Genomic DNA, 16,826 nt, shown 5'->3' with positions numbered 1-16,826 from the left:
TTTAGTAGGATCAGCCGTTTCGTCTTGCGTTAAAAGACGTTAAGTGATTTCTTTTTTAGAAATAATTAGGGTGGCACCGCGGTCCATTCGTCCCTGTTCAGCAGGACACGAATGGGCTTTTTTGTATGTAAACCAATATAGGAGTGATAAAATGAAAACCATTTTTTCGGGCATTCAGCCCACAGGATCCGTTACATTGGGAAATTATATCGGGGCACTGAAGCAATTTATTGATCTGCAGCATGACTACGATTGCTACTTTTGCATCGTTGATCAGCATGCTATAACTGTCCCTCAGGATCGCCTTCAGCTGCGCAAAAATATCCGCAGTCTTGCAGCACTTTACCTCGCGATCGGCATTGATCCTGAAAAAGCCACATTATTTGTTCAGTCTGAAGTTCCGGCGCACGCTCAGGCAGGATGGATGCTTCAATGTGTTGCATATATCGGGGAGCTAGAAAGAATGACGCAATTTAAGGATAAATCTACGGGAAAAGAAGCTGTTTCTGCTGGATTATTAACCTATCCTCCACTAATGGCTGCCGACATTCTACTATATAAAACGGACATCGTTCCTGTCGGAGAAGATCAAAAGCAGCATTTAGAGCTTACACGTGATCTGGCAGAACGATTCAACAAGAAGTATAACGACATCTTTACAATCCCTGAGGTCCGAATTCCAAAAGTCGGCGCTAGAGTCATGTCACTTGCAGATCCTTTGAAAAAGATGAGCAAATCTGATTCGAACTTAAAATCGTTTATTACTCTCTTAGACGAACCTAAGACGATTGAAAAGAAAATCAAGAGCGCAGTAACTGATTCAGAAGGAATTGTAAAATACGATAAGGAAAACAAGCCGGGTGTTTCGAATCTTCTATCTATCTATTCTATTCTCTCTGGAGAATCAATTGCTGATTTAGAGAAAAAATATGAAGGCAAAGGCTACGGGGATTTCAAGAATGATACAGCAGCTGCTGTAGTTGAAGTGCTGAAGCCAATTCAAGAAAAGTACCATGCTTTATTAGAGTCAGAAGAATTGGATCAAATTTTAGACCGTGGCGCAGAAAGGGCAAATGCTGCAGCGAATAAAATGATTAAAAAAATGGAAAACGCGATGGGACTTGGCAGAAAAAGATAACAAATATAAAAAAGAGCATCTTGCCGATGCTCTTTTTTATATTTGCCGTTCAAATTCCAAACCTTTTGACTCATTAAATAGTGAAGGGCTGTCCTGAACGTCAAAAATGACTGAATATCATTGTAGTTTGTTAATCCAGAAGTGACAAGCAGCTGTGTTAAAGCCGGTCCAAAACCTACATATAATATCTGAATGCCCATCAGCCTGACAGCTGACGTCATATTATGGATATAGGATCCAAACAGATCAAGCTCCCATATTTCTTTTTCTGAGATCGCTGAAAAATCGACAATAACAGTAGAAATTTCATCTGAATGGGAAACCTCTAATATTTTCGAGATAATCTGATCAAACCTTTTAGAAGAAAGCCTTCCTGTTATCGGCACCAGTATAGTATCAGGAATAATGGACGGGATAATCGGAACAGAAATCTCCTTTATAATCTCAGCACTTGCTTCTAATTGCTTTTTAAGTTCGAGAATTTCCGCCTGTAAATCTGCAATTTGTTCTTTTTCACTGCTCATATATGAACCCTCGCTAATCGTTAATAATTGCATACTGTTTATTTTACCATTCCTTTTCGGTTCATACCGGTTTTTCACATAAAAAAAGAAACCATATTCTGTAATATAGAATTGGTTTCTTTCTTTAAAGCTTGTCCTAATTCACCTTTGATTCATGTTCCATTTCCCACAGCTTCTCAAAGAAAGGCTGTCCTTTTATCAGATGTTCACATAGCGTCATATGCTTAGGACTCCAGCCGCTTAACGTTTCATCGTAAAGCATTCTCCATACGTCCTCAAAGCTCAGGTCTTGAATCGTTTCATACATTGTCGGATTCCACTCTGTGTACCAGTATTTAACCTCAGCAGCATTTTTTGTTGACTGCAGCTGATCAAGGGCCATAAACAGCAGCTGTTTTAACTGGCGTTCTTTTCTAGTTAAACCGCTCATATGTGACGGACTTGGCGACAGGATATGAAATTCCTTTTCCATCGTTTCTGTCTCAAACAAATACTCCTCTGCCTCAACATCTTTAATCATTTCATAGACAAGCTGTTCCTGGCGCGGAATTAACCGGCTTTTGCGGACTGGTATGCTGTAGCCGATCGTATCGACTGCAAGTATCCCCTGTCCGTCAGTTACGACGAAACAGTAATCCAGCTGAATGCGCTCATGATTTTTGCGAATATACGCTTTTTGAAAGGCATCTTTTAACAGTCCCTGCGGCAGCTCAGACAAATCATTCTCAATATAATGGTATAAGACCGAGTTTACTTTAAATAGAGGAACCTGGTCCAGAAGCTCAACACTGTCATCTTTTCTCCATTCATGGAAATGGCACACATTGTACCCGTTTTCTTCTCCTTCAAACCAGTTCACCCATACATCATGAAGAAACAACATTTATTACCCCTCACTTCCGATGCTTTTGTCTTTCAGTATAGGCAGAGAGAAGAAAATATATTCCATTCCATTCATTTTATGGATGTTTTCTTTCGACAATTTTTGAGCAAGTCCTGTTAATTGTCCATTACTATTAGACGTTGCCCATCAATATATTTTGCGTTTTATAAATAAAAAATGAAATTGGATCAGCGGAAATTTATGTTCTATCATCCTAATCGAAAATTCGTGGAAGGAAGTGCGTCAAATCGGAGTATGCAGCGCAAAAAAGGATCCCTCACCCGAAGGAAGTGTGTCAAATCGGAGTTTGCAGCACAAAGAAGGATCCCTCACCCAAAGAAAGTGCGTCAAATCGGAGTTTGCAGCACAAAAAAGGCTCTCTCACCCGAAGGAAGTGTGTCAAATCGGAGTTTGCAGCACAAAGAAGGATCCCTCACCCGAATAAAGTGCGTCAAATCGGAGTTTCCAGCACAAAAAAAGCTCTCTCTCCCGAAGGAAGTGCGTCAAATCGGAGTTTCCAGCACAAAAAAGGATTCCCGACGGAATGAAGTGCGTCAAATCGGAGTATGCAGCGCAAAAAAGGCTCCCCGACTGGAAGGAAGTGCGTCAAATCGGAGTTTGCAGCACAAAGAAGGATCCTCATCCGAAGGAAGTGCGTCAAACAGGAGTTTCCAGCACAAAAAAGGCTCTCTCGTACGAAGGAAGTGCGTCAAATCGGAATTTGCAGCACAATGAATGATCCCTCACCTGAAGGAAGTGCGTCAAACTGGAGTTTGCAGCACAAAAAAGGCTCTCTCTCCAGGAGAAAGTGCGTCAATTTTACAAGAGAAAAATAAACTAAACTTACATCCACATAATTAGTAGTTTTTCCATGCCCTATTCTAATAAAATTCTCCCAGAGTATTCTTTGAATCGATCTTTTATTCTGTTCAGTAACATGCATTTCTATCTAATTATCCGTGAAGCTAGATCGCTAAATACTTTGAGCTGAACCAAATCATAAAAAATAGTCAAGAATTAATTCTTGACTACATTGTCCTATTCATTCACTTTTGGATCGAGTGCATCCCGGAGCCCGTCACCAACAAAGTTAAAGGCAAGAACGGTCAAGAGGATCAGCATACCCGGTAATAACGGATACCATGGTGAATTCAAAAGAATAGTAAAGTTCTGCGCGTCCTGAAGCATGTTGCCCCAGCTCGCCGTTGGAGGCTGAATCCCAAGACCCAGGTAGCTCAGCGTTGATTCAGCAAGGATAACCCCCCCTACAGAAAGCGTGGCAGATACGATGATCGGTCCAATAGCATTAGGAAGGATATGTGAGAAGATTATTTTAAAGCTTTTCGTCCCAATAGTTTTGGATGCAAGGACAAATTCGCGTGTCCGCAGCGATAAAAACTCACCGCGGACAAGACGTGCGGTTGTTGTCCAGCCCAGTACCGCAAAAATAATTATCAGCTTGTCTACACCTGGTTTAAAAATTGTTACAAGTGTAATAAGAAGAAAGATTTGTGGAATGGAAAGAACAATATCAACAAATCTCATTAAAATAGCATCAATGATGCCTCCAAAGTAACCAGCGATAGCTCCTATTACTGTACCAATTGTAATGGAACCGAGCACAGAGGCAAATCCAACCAGCAGTGAGACTTGTGCTCCATACAGCAAGCGTGTAAGCAAATCCCGGCCAAAACGGTCCGTTCCGAGAATGTGTTCACTGCCTCCAGGAGGAACCAGTTTTTTAGTCAGGTCCTGAGTATCGTAAGCATATGGCGCAATGACAGGCGCTAAGATCGCTGCGGATATAATGAAGATAAGAAAAACGGCGCCAGCTATAGCCAATTTGTTTTTGCAGAATTTCCTGAAAAATATTTTCGTTAACGTATCAGGATTCGCTTTTATATTCCCATGAACCGCCAGCTGATTAGAAGTTTCCGGTGTTAGGTTTGTTTGTGCCATTTTGCTCCCCCTTTCTAATACTCAATTCTCGGATCAAAGATTGCGTAAAGAATATCCGCAATTAAGTTTCCGATGACTACAAATACAGCAGAGATAACAGTTAAAGCCATAATGACAGGATAATCACGCTGGAAAGCTGAATCAATGAATAATAGACCAATGCCAGGCCATGAGAAAATTTTCTCAACGACTACAGCTCCCCCGATGAAAGAAGGGATCATTAATCCAAAAATCGTGATAATCGGAATTAACCCGTTGCGGACACCATGCTTGATGATGACCTTTGATTCTTTAAAGCCCTTTGCACGTGCGGTTCTCATGTAATCCTGCTTAAGGACATCAAACATACTTGACCTTGAATACCTGGTTAGTCCAGCCATATCGGCGGAGGCTAATACAAATGCAGGCAGCATGAGATGGTGGATTCTGTCCCACACGCTGAATTCGGCATTCAAGGTGGAGGTCCCTCCTGTCGGGAACCAATTAAGCTGAACGGAAAATACCATAATCAAGATTAAACCGAGCCAGAAATTCGGTGTGGCAAGTCCCAAAAAGGAAGTGACAGAAACAGTATAATCAACTTTTGTGTATGGTCTTGCTGCTGAAATGATTCCAAACGGGATGGCAATCACTAATGCCAGTACTGTAGATACAACCATTAACAGCAAAGTATTTGGCAAACGGTTCATAATCATTTCACTTACAGGTACACCTTTACGGATCAATGAAGTGCCAAAATCCCCCTGCACCATGCTTCCAAGCCATTTTAAATATTGGATGTGCACGGGATCATTTAGTCCATACTTCTCCATAAATTTCGCTTTATCAGCAGGACTTATTGATGGATCCATTAATAAGGTTGTAGGATCTCCTGGAGCTAGGCGTATGATCGCAAAAGAGATAATGGTGATGCCTAATAATAAGGGAATAGCCATTAATGTACGGCGGATGATATAAGTAAGCACAGCTAGTTCTCCCCTTTCCTTCTCATTTTTCTATAAATAAAAACTATGTCCAAAATACTTAGCAGACCCGTTCAATTTTCAAATTCAATTAGAAAAGCGCTATTGCCTTGATCAGCTCTGAAAGGCAGATAAGGATCCGCTCAAAAAGCGATTTTGACTTTCTTGGCGAAGCCGTTCTGACCTAGGAGTTAGGCAGTCGAGCTTAATGCGAAATACAATTTATACGCGCTTTAACTAAAAACGAGGGAAGGGAGTATTCCCTTCCCTCTGCACGTTCCTTGAAGTGTTGCAGCAATCAATGAATGATTACTGTTTTAACCACCATTTGTGGATGTTGTAGTATTCGCTCTTAGCGTTGAACTCATAGCCTTGTAAGTTCTCAGGCATTACGCGGTGAACGTTAGGATAGTACAAGAATGTGTATGGCTGATCTTCAGCAAGAATTTTGTAGATGTCAGCATGTTTTGCAGCATACTCATCTTGATCAAGAATTTGTTTCGCTTCTTCCATTAACTTATCTGCTTCTTCGTTTTTGTAATCAATCATGTTTAAGCCTTCAGCAATTTGGCTTGAGTGGAAAATGTCATATTGATCAGGGAATGTTGACAAGCTCCATCCTAAGATCATTGCATCAAAATCCCAGTTTGGTGCGGAAACCTGCTCGATGAAAGCAGAGAATTCAATGATCTCAGGCTTTACTTCGATGCCGATTTCTTTTAATTGCTGCTGAACAACTACAGCGATGTCTTCACGGATTTTGTTGCCTTGGTTCGTTTTTAAAGTGAATGAGAATTTTTTGCCGTCTTTGTCTAAGATTTTGTCGCCGTCCGTATCTTCCCAGCCAGCTTCTTTTAATATAGATTTAGCTTTCTCCTGGTCAAAAGAGAATTTTGATACATCGTCGCTGTAAGCAAAAGAAAGCGGGCTTTCAGGAACGTGTGCAACTTCTCCGTCACCGTTCATAACAGAAGAAACCATTGATTCTCTGTCAAGTGCCATTGTTAAAGCTTGACGCACTTTCACGTCTTTGAATAAGTCGTTCTTTTGATTCCAGCCGATGTAAGTGTAAGAAAGGCCAAGGCCAGACTCAACTTTCACGCCGCTGAACGTGCTTTTAACGGTTTCAATATCAGTGCCTGGAACTTCAGTGAAATCAACATCGCCAGCTTGAAGCTGAGCCAATAAAGCATCCTGGTCAGGAACAATTTTATAAGTGATTGAATCTAAGTAAGGCTCACCCAAGAAATAATCAGGGTTTTTCTCAACTTTTACATATTCTCCGTCTTTCCACTCAACGAATTTGAATGGTCCAGTACCGATTGGTTTTTTTGTATTGAATTCGTTTTCGCCAAGCTCACCAACTGGAACTTTTCCAAGGATGTGCTCAGGAAGGATTCCGTAGCTAAGAGCTACAGGGTAGAATGAAGCATCTTTCTTAGAAAGCTTAAACTCTACTTCATAGTCGCCTTTTTTTGTTACAGACTCTAAAGATTCAAAAGCAGAACCGCGCTCACCAACATAGTCAGGGCTTTTAGGGATGCCGTATGTAAATACTACGTCATCAGCAGTAAATTCTTCTCCATCGTGGAATTTCACGCCTTCTTTAATTTTAACTGTGTACGTTAAGCCATCCTCAGACGTATCAATTTTTTCTGCCAAGTTCAAAGTCGGGTTAAACTCAGTGTCTGAGCTTACAAGACCGTCAAAAATGAAACCTTCGATATCAGAGCTTGACGCATCTGTAGAATACATAGGGTTAAACAATGTTGGTCCGCCAATTGTACCAACAACTAAATCTCCGCCCATTTGCGGTTCGCCTGCATCTTCAGCCGGTTTATCTTCTTTTCCGCCTGACCCTGAAGCAGGTGTTTTTTCGCCTGCGCCGCTATTACAAGCAGCTAAGAACAAAGAGAAAACTAACAATAAGCTGAGTAATGTTAATAAACTTTTACGTTGTTTCACTTCGTATTTCCCCCTCAAAAATTCGAATTTTTAGTTTTCTTAACATGCATATTATTGTTGGTCCATCTCCTCCCTTCAAGAAGGTGATTATATGCTGATCCTGCCATCAGTATAGGTGGCAGGCAACAAAATGATTTTTCTTTACTTCTTTAAATTGAGGAACCGCTTCGCGGCATGCGCTTGTAGCAGCAGGACATCTTGTATGGAAAACACAGCCCTGCGGCGGATTGGCCGGGCTTGGCAGCTCTCCTTTTAAAACGATGCGCTCACGTCTGGCCTGACCTGCTTTTCTCGGAACTGGCACAGCGGACAAAAGGGCTTGAGTATAAGGATGCAGAGGCTCTGAATAGAGACTGTGCTTGTCTGCAAGCTCCATCATTTTACCAAGGTACATAACGCCCACACGGTCACTGATATGGCGGACTACACTTAAATCATGCGAGATGAACATATATGTTAAGTTAAACTCATCCTGAAGATCTTCAAGCAGGTTAATAATTTGAGCCTGAATGGAAACATCAAGCGCTGAAACTGCTTCATCGGCAATAATCATTTGCGGATTCAGGGCGATGGCTCTTGCAATGCCAATTCTCTGCCGCTGTCCTCCGGAAAATTCATGCGGATAGCGGTTAATGAAAGAGGCGTTTAATCCTACTTTTTCAAGCAGCTCTTCCACTCTCTCTAATCGCTCTCTTCCTTTATATAAACCATGTGTATCCATTGGTTCTTTAATGATTGAACCGAGTGTTTTTCTTGGATTCAATGATGCGAATGGATCCTGAAACACCATTTGAATATTTTTGCGGACGGTTTTGCGCAGTTCACTTTCGGGTAAATGTGAAATATCCTGGCCGTCAAAAATAATTTTGCCGCCTGTCGGTTCATACAGGCGGATAATTGTGCGTCCTGCTGTAGACTTTCCGCAGCCTGATTCTCCTACAATTCCAATTGTTTCACCTTTTTTTACTGTTAAATTAATGCCGTCAACAGCTTTTACATGTCCTGCTGTCCTCTGGAGAATCCCTGCTTTGATCGGAAAGTGCTTTTGAACATCTATCAGCTGAAGGATGGTTTTATCCGGTTTCAGAAGTGGTGATTTTCTTTCTGCGTCTACTACTATCATTGAACAGCGGCCTCCTCATCATCGTATAAAAAGCAGCGGACAGAGCGATGAGCTGATTTTTCCGTTAACGCGGGAAGTGCACTGAAGCATTTGTCAAATGCTTTCGGGCATCTTGGAGCAAATCTGCAGCCCGCTGGCAGATTATCGGGAGTCGGAACGTTTCCCGGAATCGAATTAAGCTTTTCTATATCTCCATCGATGGAAGGAATGGACTCCATTAATCCTTGTGTATACGGATGGAGCGGCTCATTGAACAAGTCATCCACAGAAGCTTCTTCTACCACCTGACCGCAATACATAACAACCACCCGCTCTGCAATTTCAGATACAACCCCCAGGTCATGAGTAATTAATAGAATACTAGTATCAAATTTTTGACTGACGTCCTTCATCAAATCAAGAATTTGCGCCTGAATGGTTACATCGAGTGCTGTTGTTGGCTCATCTGCTATAAGCAGCTTTGGATTGCAGCTCATGGCAATGGCGATCATGACACGCTGGCGCATACCTCCTGATAATCTGTGGGGATAATCATTGATGATTTCATCCGCACGAGAGAAACCTACTAATCTAAGTAACTCAATTGATTTTTTAACAGCTTGATTTTTTGGAAGCTTTTGATGATACATAAGAACTTCTGTAATCTGATCTCCGATTGTAAGCACCGGATTCAAAGATGTCATCGGCTCCTGAAAGATCATCGATATATCATTCCCGCGGACTTTACACAAATCTTTTTCAGGTAACTTCACCAAGTCTTTGCCATTTAATAAGATCTCTCCATCAACAATTTTGCCGCCCGGACTTGGAACAAGTCCCATAATCGATAAAGAAGTGATACTTTTACCTGAACCAGATTCTCCTACTAGTGCAACCGTCTCGCCTTTATGTATCTTTAAGTCAACTCCGTCCACAGCCGGGACTGCTTGTTTCTTTTTGTAGAAATATGTTTTTAGATTTTTAACTTCCAACAGTACTGACAATACCCTTCACCGCCCTATGATGTAAAAGATAAACCGCCTTAAATGCTCAATTTTATAAATCATCACAACTTTTTGTATAAATAGAATAGTCAGAAAATATATATTTGTATAATATTACAAAAGTTTTACAAAATCAAGCTAATTTTTAAAATAATGTAACTTTAAATTAAAAATACGTTCGTTACTAGGAAAAAATACCAATAAAAAAAACCCTTAATTGGGTTTTATCAATGACTTTTTCACTATTTCATCTGAAGAAATGGCGAATAAATCTTTAATATTCGTTTTTGTCATCTCCATGTAACATTTGACGATATGATAACCTGCTGCATACCCAAGCATTTTTGGATAAAAGCCAGTTCCAAACATCAATTGAGAGAACTTGCGCGAGTCTCTTTTTAAATCCTGATTAGGTTCAATGATTGTTTGATAGAATTGAGAGATTTGCTCTTTTGAATAACGTTTTGTCCATGACCCGGTAAACTCTTCCCCCAATCTCTCCCGCACAGCATTCTCAGCGAGACCTTCAAGAATGACAGCATCAATCAGCGTATAGTCCTTTTCTTTTTTAGGGTCCTTTGCAAGTCTGCATACATGATGGTACTCATGCGTGAGGATGGACTGGATCTCTTTTTTGCTGTTATCGGATAAAAATAAAAAAAGCTTATCATGAAAAGCCAGGCCTGATTTCCCTCCATATTCATTTCTCATCTTCCGGTTTCCTGCATCTGCTGGCAAAATAAAAATCGGCACATCTGGGCCGCCCCACTCTTTTTTCAAAGCAGATTCATCTGATTTTACAAACTCCCAAACTTTGTTCTTTTTTAAATCTGAATACAAGCTTTGACCCGTCTGCTCTCCTCTGAACATTCCAAATGCATGAAGATATTTGCTGATGACCTCAGGATTATTTTTATGAAAGTACGGTTTCAGCCTCTCGCAAATTTTCATATGATCTGCAGATTGTTCGAGCCATTCGTCAGTTTTGATGACCGTCATGGAACCCCCACTCCCTCCTGCCGTATCTTATGAAGGTGTGTTTGAGGAAGTGAATGGACGAGCGGCCCCCTTTACGATCTATCATTCCGTCAAAACAAAAAAAGCCAGCTAAGCTGACTTTTCCGTTTTACTGCTCGTATTTTTTGAAAATAATCGTTGCGTTATGTCCGCCAAATCCAAGTGAATTGCTGAGAGCCACATTCACTTGTGCTTTTCTCGCTTCATTCGGCACATAATCCAGGTCGCACTCAGGATCATTTTCACTGTAATTTATAGTGGGAGGGATGATGCCTTCTTTGATTGCAAGAATAGAAAGAATCGCTTCAACTCCGCCTGCCGCTCCAAGCAAGTGGCCTGTCATTGATTTAGTTGATGAAACAGCAAGCTTATAAGCATGCTCTCCAAAAACCTCTTTAATGGCAAGCGTCTCAAACTTGTCATTGTAGGATGTGCTTGTTCCATGAGCATTCACATAATCAACGTCTTCAGGTGAAAGTCCGCCGTTTTCTATGGCCATTCTCATTGCACGGACGCCGCCTTCCCCGCCCGGAGCAGGAGCTGTAATGTGGTGGGCATCTCCTGTTGCGCCATAGCCGACGATTTCTGCATAAATTTCTGCTCCGCGGGCAAGGGCGTGTTCAAGTTCTTCCAGGACTAAAATCCCTGCTCCTTCACCCATGACAAATCCATCGCGATTTGCATCGAATGGTCTGCTTGCTGTTGCAGGATCCGGATTTGTTGAAAGAGCTTTGCTTGCACAGAAGCCTGCAAATGCCATTCTGGTAATTGGCGCCTCCGTTCCTCCGGAAATCATGACATCAGCATCTCCCCGTTCAATAACTTTAAAAGCATCGCCAATGGAGTTTGTGCCAGTAGCACATGCTGTCACTGTACATGAATTAAAGCCTTTTGCACCTAAAGCAATTGAAACCTGTCCTGCTGCCATATCCGGAATCATCATTGGAACGAAAAATGGACTTACGCGTCTAGCGCCTTTAGTAAGAAGTGTTTCAAACTGATTTTCAAAGGTTTCCATTCCGCCGATTCCAGAACCGATCCAAACGCCAACGCGCGGAGCGATTTCTTCTGTAATTTCAAGATTGGCATCACGTACGGCCATGAAAGATGCTGCGACCGCATACTGAGTGAAGCGGTCCATTTTTCTGGCTTCCTTCTTATCGATAAATTTCTCAACATCAAAATCTTTTATTTCCGCAGCTACCTTAGCCGGATAGTCATTTGAATCAATGCGGGTAAGCGGACCGACGCCTGACTTTCCATTTACCGCGCTTTCCCATGTTGATGCAACATCATTTCCAATCGGAGTAATTGCTCCCATACCCGTAATGACAACTCGCCTCTTACTCATATAAAAACACCATACCTTTCTCTAGCTGTAATATTTATTATTTGCCCCATCTCATGGCAATGGCTCCCCATGTTAAACCTCCGCCAAAACCAACCATAACAAGGACGTCTCCGTCTTTTATCGTTCCTGCTTCCAGTTCTTCAACAAGGGAAATCGGAATAGATGCTGCAGAAGTATTCCCATACTTGTGAATCGTTTTTGACATTTTTTCCACAGGCAGTTCTAAACGTTCTCTGGCAGCTTCCATAATTCGGATGTTTGCCTGATGCGGAATAAAGTAATCTACATCTTCCTTTTTAAGGCCTGCCTTTTCAATAACATTTACGCAGGATTCACCCATTTGTCTGACCGCAAATTTAAACACCTCGCGTCCATTCATAATAAGCTTTTCATCCTGATAAAGATGCTTTCCGCCAGAGCCGTCTGATCCGAGCTCAAATGCAAGGAAACCTTTGCCCGGTGTAACGGTACTGACGATTGCCGCTCCCGCGCCATCTCCAAAAAGAACAGCTGTATTCCGGTCATTCCAGTCTGTGATTTTTGAAAGTTTTTCTACTCCTACTACAAGTACATTTTGATATGTACCTGTTTCAATAAATTGCTGGGCCGTAATTAATCCGTACATAAAGCCCGCGCATGCTGCGCTCAAATCCATCGCAGCCACTTTTTTCGCTCCCAATTTTTCCTGAAGCATACATGCTACAGATGGGAAGGGCTGATCAGGTGTGACAGTAGCCACCAAAATCATATCTATATCTTCAGCTGTTATTCCCGCATTCTCAATTGCTTTTTTTGCGGCATAATAGGCCATATCAGAAGTATCTGTTTCATCATTTGCAAGTCTTCGCTCTTCAATACCAGTCCGTGTGCGTATCCATTCATCTGACGTATCCATTATTTTCTCCAAATCCGCATTAGTTACAACGCGTTCTGGATTATACCGTCCGATTCCAATTATCCCTGCACTCATATACGCAGCTCCTTTTATCTTGTATTTAGAATCAATTATTATTACCTGGTACTAATTTTATCCTATCTTTTTTAAAATTTCAATCAAAAATCTGTGCACCTGCCCCGTACAAGTTATTAAACAGAACATACAGTATTAATAAGCAATAATAAGCGAGGTGTTTATGTTGAGCGAAAAAAGACGATCTGAAGAGTCCGGAGATTTCTTCTCATCCTTAATGTTTGGAGAAAAAAGAGAGCGGAGCATAAAACAGGAGGAAGCTGAAGAAAGCCCCGCTCTAGATGAGCAGGTACCTCAGTCAGGGACTGATTATTTTCAGCTTTTTATGCAAATTGATGATATTATGGACTCTTTAAAAGAATTAAAGCCAGTGCTGAAGGAATTTTCTCCAATTTTGGACTATTTCAAACAAAAATTAAAATAAATGTTTACAAATCCAAATTATTTTCATATTATGGAATTATTAACCAAGAGAGAGCGAGGGATGTTTTATGAAAAAGTCAATTGAACGTATGCCGTTAATTTCATATACACAGCCCGTTGTTCATCTTCCGGAATGATGATCATTTTCACCTGAATTGATTATCAAGGAACCATGGGCTGTGTCTGCTCATGGTTTTTTTGCATACTCAAGGAAACAGTTCAGGAGGACCAAAATGAATTTATTCAATAGCAAAAAGCATTTAGGCTGGAACGATTATTTTGAGGAAGTAAGCGTTTCTTATCAGCCGCTTATATTCGGGCGGATCTCATTAGAGCATAAACACTTATATCGAGTAATGACTGCTCATGGTGAGGTTTTAGCGTCTTTATCCGGTAAGTTACGGTTTGAAGCTTATTCGGAGGAGGATTATCCGGCAGTCGGGGATTGGGTTGCCCTCTCAATGAGAGAAGAAATGAAAGCTACGATACATCACGTGCTGCCCAGATTCAGCAAGCTATCGAGAAAAGCTGCAGGAACAAGCGGGACGGAGCAATTAATAGCTGCTAATATAAATACTCTCTTTATTGTTATGGCTTTGAATCATGATTTTAACCTAAGAAGACTTGAGCGTTACCTTGTCATGGCGTGGGAAAGCGGGGCAAACCCTGTTATCTTATTAACTAAATCAGATCTTTGCAGCGAATTGGAAGAGTTTGTAAGTTCCGCAGAAAGCATAGCGTTCGGAGTCCCTGTACATCCTGTAAGCGCGCTTGAAAAGAGCGGAATTGAACAGCTTTCAACTTATCTTACTGAAGGTACTACCTCTGCTTTTGTTGGTTCGTCAGGTGCAGGTAAATCAACATTGATAAACGCCTTAATAGGAACAGAAAGGCAGACGACCGGAGAAGTGCGGGCAGACGATAGCCGCGGCCGGCATACAACAACATATCGCGAATTAATTGCCGTTCCACAAAAAGGACTTCTGATTGACACACCTGGTATGAGAGAATTGCAGCTTTGGGATTCAGAATCACTTCAACATAGCTTTGAAGACATTGAGTCACTTGCAGCAGCCTGTTTTTTCAGAGACTGCGGCCATCAGAACGAACCTAAATGCGCCATTAACCAGGCAATAGAAGAAGGGCGTTTAACTGCCTCCCGACTTCAAAGCTATCGCAAGCTGCAAAGAGAACTTGCCTATATAGAAAAAAAAGAGCGAAAAAAAGCAAATAGGAAATAATCCATGAAACCGGATATCATATCCGGTTTTTTTGCATAATAAAACCGCAGCATGTTCTGCTGCGGTTCAATCATTATTTGCCTGCTTCATTTTTCCCTAATTCGTAAGCATCATTCATCACTTTCGTGAGCAGTTCCATCATCGGCTGAAGATGGTCAGCAGTAATTTCTATGCCTGCTTCATCAAGCTTCGCTTTGGCTTCTGGAAGATATTTCATGGCAATTTGCATAAATTCTAATGTTTTAGGTTCGTGGTTCATATGGATTCTCCTTTTCAAAATTGATTAGGCAGCTTATCTGTCTGCATGTATATTTCAATATGCTCTTGGATTTTATTTTGAAAGGCCTTGTCCACATTTGGACTGTACTTGCCGAGTTCAATGACATCATCCTGAAAATCAAAATACAAATTTCCGCTTTCAAGCTCACCATTCAAATATTTTTCAGCAACAAGCTCATATAAACGGTCTACATGCTGGATCGTGCTTGTAAGGACAGTTGTTTCTCCAAGATCTGACTGGTCGGATACAAAACCAATGGCATACAGACCTTTCTCTTTTATCCGCTCAATGACAGGTACATTATACCCATCGCCTGCAGGATATACAACATCTATGCCTTTTGCAAGCATTTCATCTGTATAATTAAGGGCGCTTTTTACATCATCCCAGCTTTGCACATACTGAATTTCAACCTGAACATCAGGATTCTGATAGTTCGCACCCTCATAAAAACCATCAATTTCAGGCTGCCATTCATAAGCTGCCAGTATTCCGACTTTATTTGTCTTTGTCATTTCACCGGCAATCATTCCCGCGAAAAAGCCCATAGCATTTGAGTCAAAGTTAAGGCTTGTCATATTATCTCCTTTTGCCTCTCCATTGAAAAAGACAAAATGAATATCATCATATTCTTCATTCAATTCTGCAAAAAAAGCTTCATATTCACTGCCATGACCAAAAATGAGATTAACGCCTTTTCCCGAAAACTCTTTTACCGCTTCTCTAACTACTTCTTGGTTATTCATGCCTTCTTTATAAAAAACTTCGATACCATAACTTGATTGTATTTTTAATAATCCTTTGTATCCCTTCGTGCCCCATACTTGATCGCTGATTGTATCCGGGACAAGCAAGCCTACTTTTTCAAGTTCATTCTGGCTTGGTTGTCCGCATCCTGTCAGAAAAAAAAAGCATATGGCGAAAAGAATACTTTTCTTCAGCATTACAAGCAACTCCTTTTGGCTTGTGCAAGTCATGATTACACCTATATTTTAGACTGTAATCAATTCATCGCACAAGGATATATTTCCCAATAACGATAAAAACTTGAATTTCATCTAAAATTATTGGTAAATATACAGGTTTTGCTTGACCCATTCTGCTTGTATCTGTATTCCTCTTTCTAATGAAACACTATTTATAACTGGGTGGATGATATCCTTCGATAACTTATAAGAAGGGTTTCTATCGGCCTTTTCAGAGAATAATTCAACTATTTCACTCCACAGGCCCTCTTTCATGGATGAGAGGTGAACAACCGGTTCCTTAAAAGGATATGCAATTGCAATATCCAATAGAGTGCTGACAGCATCATCGATATAAAGAATATCTCTTTTTTCTTCGTTTGCAGCAGCCGCTGATTTTTTTCCAGTTAAAGCTGAAATGATGCACTGGTGAATAAAGCTTGATTGCGGCTGCCATGGTCCATAAATTCCCGGAAACCTGACAATCTTAAATAGCTTAGATTCTCCAAAGTGCGCCCTGATTTCTGACTCCTGCTTCAAATGGGCCTTGCCATTTTCGGTTGAAGGAACGGGAACTGTGTCCTTTTCAATCTCCTTTTGCATCTCGCCGAATACTTCAGCAGATGAAATGAGAATAAATGGGATTTTTTGTTTAATAGAAAGATCAGCACAATCCTTTAATAAATTCGAATCGTGTCTATTCTCCCGATCTGTTGGATCCTGAATGCAATAAAATATCACATCATTTTCTTTCGCTTCTGTGATTGAGGATATATTTTCAAACAACGCGTTTCTGCCAATCAGCATCATTTTTTCTTCAGCTATTTTTTGTTCTTGATCATCTTGATACTTATTCATATATCCATCAACCCCGATGCCCTCTTCGAGCAGACGGCTGCATAGAGCAAAACCTGCAAATTGCCCGAATCCTGCAATTAATGCTTTTCTCATAAACCCTTTCCTCCTTTTAGGAAGCGTTATAGTATCGTATGCAGCATTTCAGCACAAAAGAATCGTCCCCATTATCATCAGGAACGATCCG

Annotated in this window: 17 protein-coding genes and 1 other annotated feature (1 of these 18 running past the window's edge); of the genes, 4 read left to right on the top strand and 13 right to left on the bottom strand. The window is 41.0% G+C overall.

From position 1 onward, the window contains the following. Positions 1–98 (top strand) — a binding site (T-box leader); it begins 113 nt to the left of the window's first position. 53 nt (positions 99–151) lie between these two features. Then, positions 152–1,138, top strand: a complete 987-nt coding sequence (trpS, locus tag LIT25_05475; protein ID USK34804.1) for a tryptophan--tRNA ligase — start codon at positions 152–154, stop codon at positions 1,136–1,138. Here trpS and LIT25_05470 read toward each other — a convergent pair. Both LIT25_05470 and LIT25_05465 read right to left on the bottom strand, forming a co-directional pair. Beyond that, complete coding sequence (locus LIT25_05470) at positions 1,042–1,662, bottom strand: hypothetical protein (GenBank protein USK34803.1); 621 nt, start codon at positions 1,660–1,662, stop codon at positions 1,042–1,044. The genes trpS and LIT25_05470 overlap by 97 nt on opposite strands. 136 nt (positions 1,663–1,798) lie before the next feature. Next, positions 1,799–2,545: a YjbA family protein gene (locus tag LIT25_05465; GenBank protein USK34802.1), complete on the bottom strand. Its 747-nt coding sequence runs from the start codon at positions 2,543–2,545 to the stop codon at positions 1,799–1,801. Between the two features lie 544 nt (positions 2,546–3,089). On the opposite strand from LIT25_05465, the gene LIT25_05460 reads away from it, so the two are divergent. Then, positions 3,090–3,284, top strand: a complete 195-nt coding sequence (locus LIT25_05460) for a hypothetical protein (protein ID USK34801.1) — start codon at positions 3,090–3,092, stop codon at positions 3,282–3,284. 299 nt (positions 3,285–3,583) lie between these two features. Here LIT25_05460 and LIT25_05455 read toward each other — a convergent pair whose 3' ends face one another. From LIT25_05455 to LIT25_05420, 8 genes are all read right to left on the bottom strand, one after another. Then, on the bottom strand, positions 3,584–4,504 hold the full coding sequence (locus LIT25_05455; GenBank protein USK34800.1) for an ABC transporter permease: 921 nt from the start codon (positions 4,502–4,504) through the stop codon (positions 3,584–3,586). Positions 4,505–4,518: 14 nt separating this feature from the next. Continuing rightward, entirely contained in the window at positions 4,519–5,469 is a 951-nt protein-coding gene (locus tag LIT25_05450; protein ID USK34799.1) for an ABC transporter permease, read from the bottom strand. 306 nt (positions 5,470–5,775) lie between these two features. After that, entirely contained in the window at positions 5,776–7,431 is a 1,656-nt protein-coding gene (locus LIT25_05445) for a peptide-binding protein (protein USK34798.1), read from the bottom strand. Positions 7,432–7,537: 106 nt separating this feature from the next. Beyond that, positions 7,538–8,554, bottom strand: a complete 1,017-nt coding sequence (locus LIT25_05440; GenBank protein USK34797.1) for a dipeptide ABC transporter ATP-binding protein — start codon at positions 8,552–8,554, stop codon at positions 7,538–7,540. Next, positions 8,551–9,537: an ABC transporter ATP-binding protein gene (locus tag LIT25_05435; protein ID USK34796.1), complete on the bottom strand. Its 987-nt coding sequence runs from the start codon at positions 9,535–9,537 to the stop codon at positions 8,551–8,553. Before LIT25_05435 ends, LIT25_05440 begins: the two co-directional genes overlap by 4 nt. 213 nt (positions 9,538–9,750) lie before the next feature. Further along, on the bottom strand, positions 9,751–10,536 hold the full coding sequence (locus LIT25_05430) for a DUF2268 domain-containing protein (protein ID USK34795.1): 786 nt from the start codon (positions 10,534–10,536) through the stop codon (positions 9,751–9,753). Between the two features lie 127 nt (positions 10,537–10,663). Further along, on the bottom strand, positions 10,664–11,905 hold the full coding sequence (gene fabF, locus LIT25_05425) for a beta-ketoacyl-ACP synthase II (GenBank protein ID USK34794.1): 1,242 nt from the start codon (positions 11,903–11,905) through the stop codon (positions 10,664–10,666). A gap of 37 nt (positions 11,906–11,942) precedes the next feature. Continuing rightward, entirely contained in the window at positions 11,943–12,875 is a 933-nt protein-coding gene (locus LIT25_05420) for a ketoacyl-ACP synthase III (protein USK34793.1), read from the bottom strand. A 166-nt stretch (positions 12,876–13,041) separates the two neighbouring features. On the opposite strand from LIT25_05420, the gene LIT25_05415 reads away from it, so the two are divergent. Further along, positions 13,042–13,299, top strand: coding sequence for a hypothetical protein (locus tag LIT25_05415; protein USK34792.1), 258 nt, complete (start codon positions 13,042–13,044; stop codon positions 13,297–13,299). A gap of 232 nt (positions 13,300–13,531) precedes the next feature. Then, complete coding sequence (rsgA, locus tag LIT25_05410; protein ID USK34791.1) at positions 13,532–14,539, top strand: ribosome small subunit-dependent GTPase A; 1,008 nt, start codon at positions 13,532–13,534, stop codon at positions 14,537–14,539. Positions 14,540–14,612: 73 nt separating this feature from the next. On the opposite strand, the gene LIT25_05405 is transcribed toward rsgA, so the two are convergent. From LIT25_05405 to LIT25_05395, 3 genes are all read right to left on the bottom strand, one after another. Beyond that, positions 14,613–14,798 carry a ComZ family protein gene (locus tag LIT25_05405; GenBank protein USK34790.1) on the bottom strand — a complete coding sequence of 62 codons (186 nt, stop codon included), beginning with the start codon at positions 14,796–14,798 and terminating at the stop codon, positions 14,613–14,615. Between the two features lie 14 nt (positions 14,799–14,812). Continuing rightward, positions 14,813–15,763: a BMP family ABC transporter substrate-binding protein gene (locus tag LIT25_05400; protein ID USK34789.1), complete on the bottom strand. Its 951-nt coding sequence runs from the start codon at positions 15,761–15,763 to the stop codon at positions 14,813–14,815. Positions 15,764–15,883: 120 nt separating this feature from the next. Next, positions 15,884–16,735, bottom strand: a complete 852-nt coding sequence (locus tag LIT25_05395; GenBank protein USK34788.1) for an NAD(P)-dependent oxidoreductase — start codon at positions 16,733–16,735, stop codon at positions 15,884–15,886. Positions 16,736–16,826 lie beyond the last annotated feature (91 nt).

The sequence above is a fragment of the Bacillus sp. F19 genome (genome assembly GCA_023823795.1).
Classification (GTDB): Bacteria; Bacillota; Bacilli; order Bacillales; family Bacillaceae; genus Bacillus_P.
The sequence above is the reverse complement of the archived record's forward strand: the minus strand, read 5'-3'. Positions and strand labels throughout refer to the sequence as shown.

Coding starts and splice junctions, on each gene's coding strand:
- trpS (USK34804.1), top strand. CDS start 152: ATGAAAACCATTTTTTCGGGCATTCAGCCCACAGGATCCGTTACATTG.
- LIT25_05400 (USK34789.1), bottom strand. CDS start 15,763: ATGCTGAAGAAAAGTATTCTTTTCGCCATATGCTTTTTTTTTCTGACA.
- LIT25_05470 (USK34803.1), bottom strand. CDS start 1,662: ATGAGCAGTGAAAAAGAACAAATTGCAGATTTACAGGCGGAAATTCTC.
- LIT25_05405 (USK34790.1), bottom strand. CDS start 14,798: ATGAACCACGAACCTAAAACATTAGAATTTATGCAAATTGCCATGAAA.
- LIT25_05395 (USK34788.1), bottom strand. CDS start 16,735: ATGAGAAAAGCATTAATTGCAGGATTCGGGCAATTTGCAGGTTTTGCT.
- LIT25_05430 (USK34795.1), bottom strand. CDS start 10,536: ATGACGGTCATCAAAACTGACGAATGGCTCGAACAATCTGCAGATCAT.
- LIT25_05455 (USK34800.1), bottom strand. CDS start 4,504: ATGGCACAAACAAACCTAACACCGGAAACTTCTAATCAGCTGGCGGTT.
- LIT25_05460 (USK34801.1), top strand. CDS start 3,090: ATGAAGTGCGTCAAATCGGAGTATGCAGCGCAAAAAAGGCTCCCCGAC.
- rsgA (USK34791.1), top strand. CDS start 13,532: ATGAATTTATTCAATAGCAAAAAGCATTTAGGCTGGAACGATTATTTT.
- LIT25_05465 (USK34802.1), bottom strand. CDS start 2,545: ATGTTGTTTCTTCATGATGTATGGGTGAACTGGTTTGAAGGAGAAGAA.
- LIT25_05420 (USK34793.1), bottom strand. CDS start 12,875: ATGAGTGCAGGGATAATTGGAATCGGACGGTATAATCCAGAACGCGTT.
- fabF (USK34794.1), bottom strand. CDS start 11,905: ATGAGTAAGAGGCGAGTTGTCATTACGGGTATGGGAGCAATTACTCCG.
- LIT25_05440 (USK34797.1), bottom strand. CDS start 8,554: ATGATAGTAGTAGACGCAGAAAGAAAATCACCACTTCTGAAACCGGAT.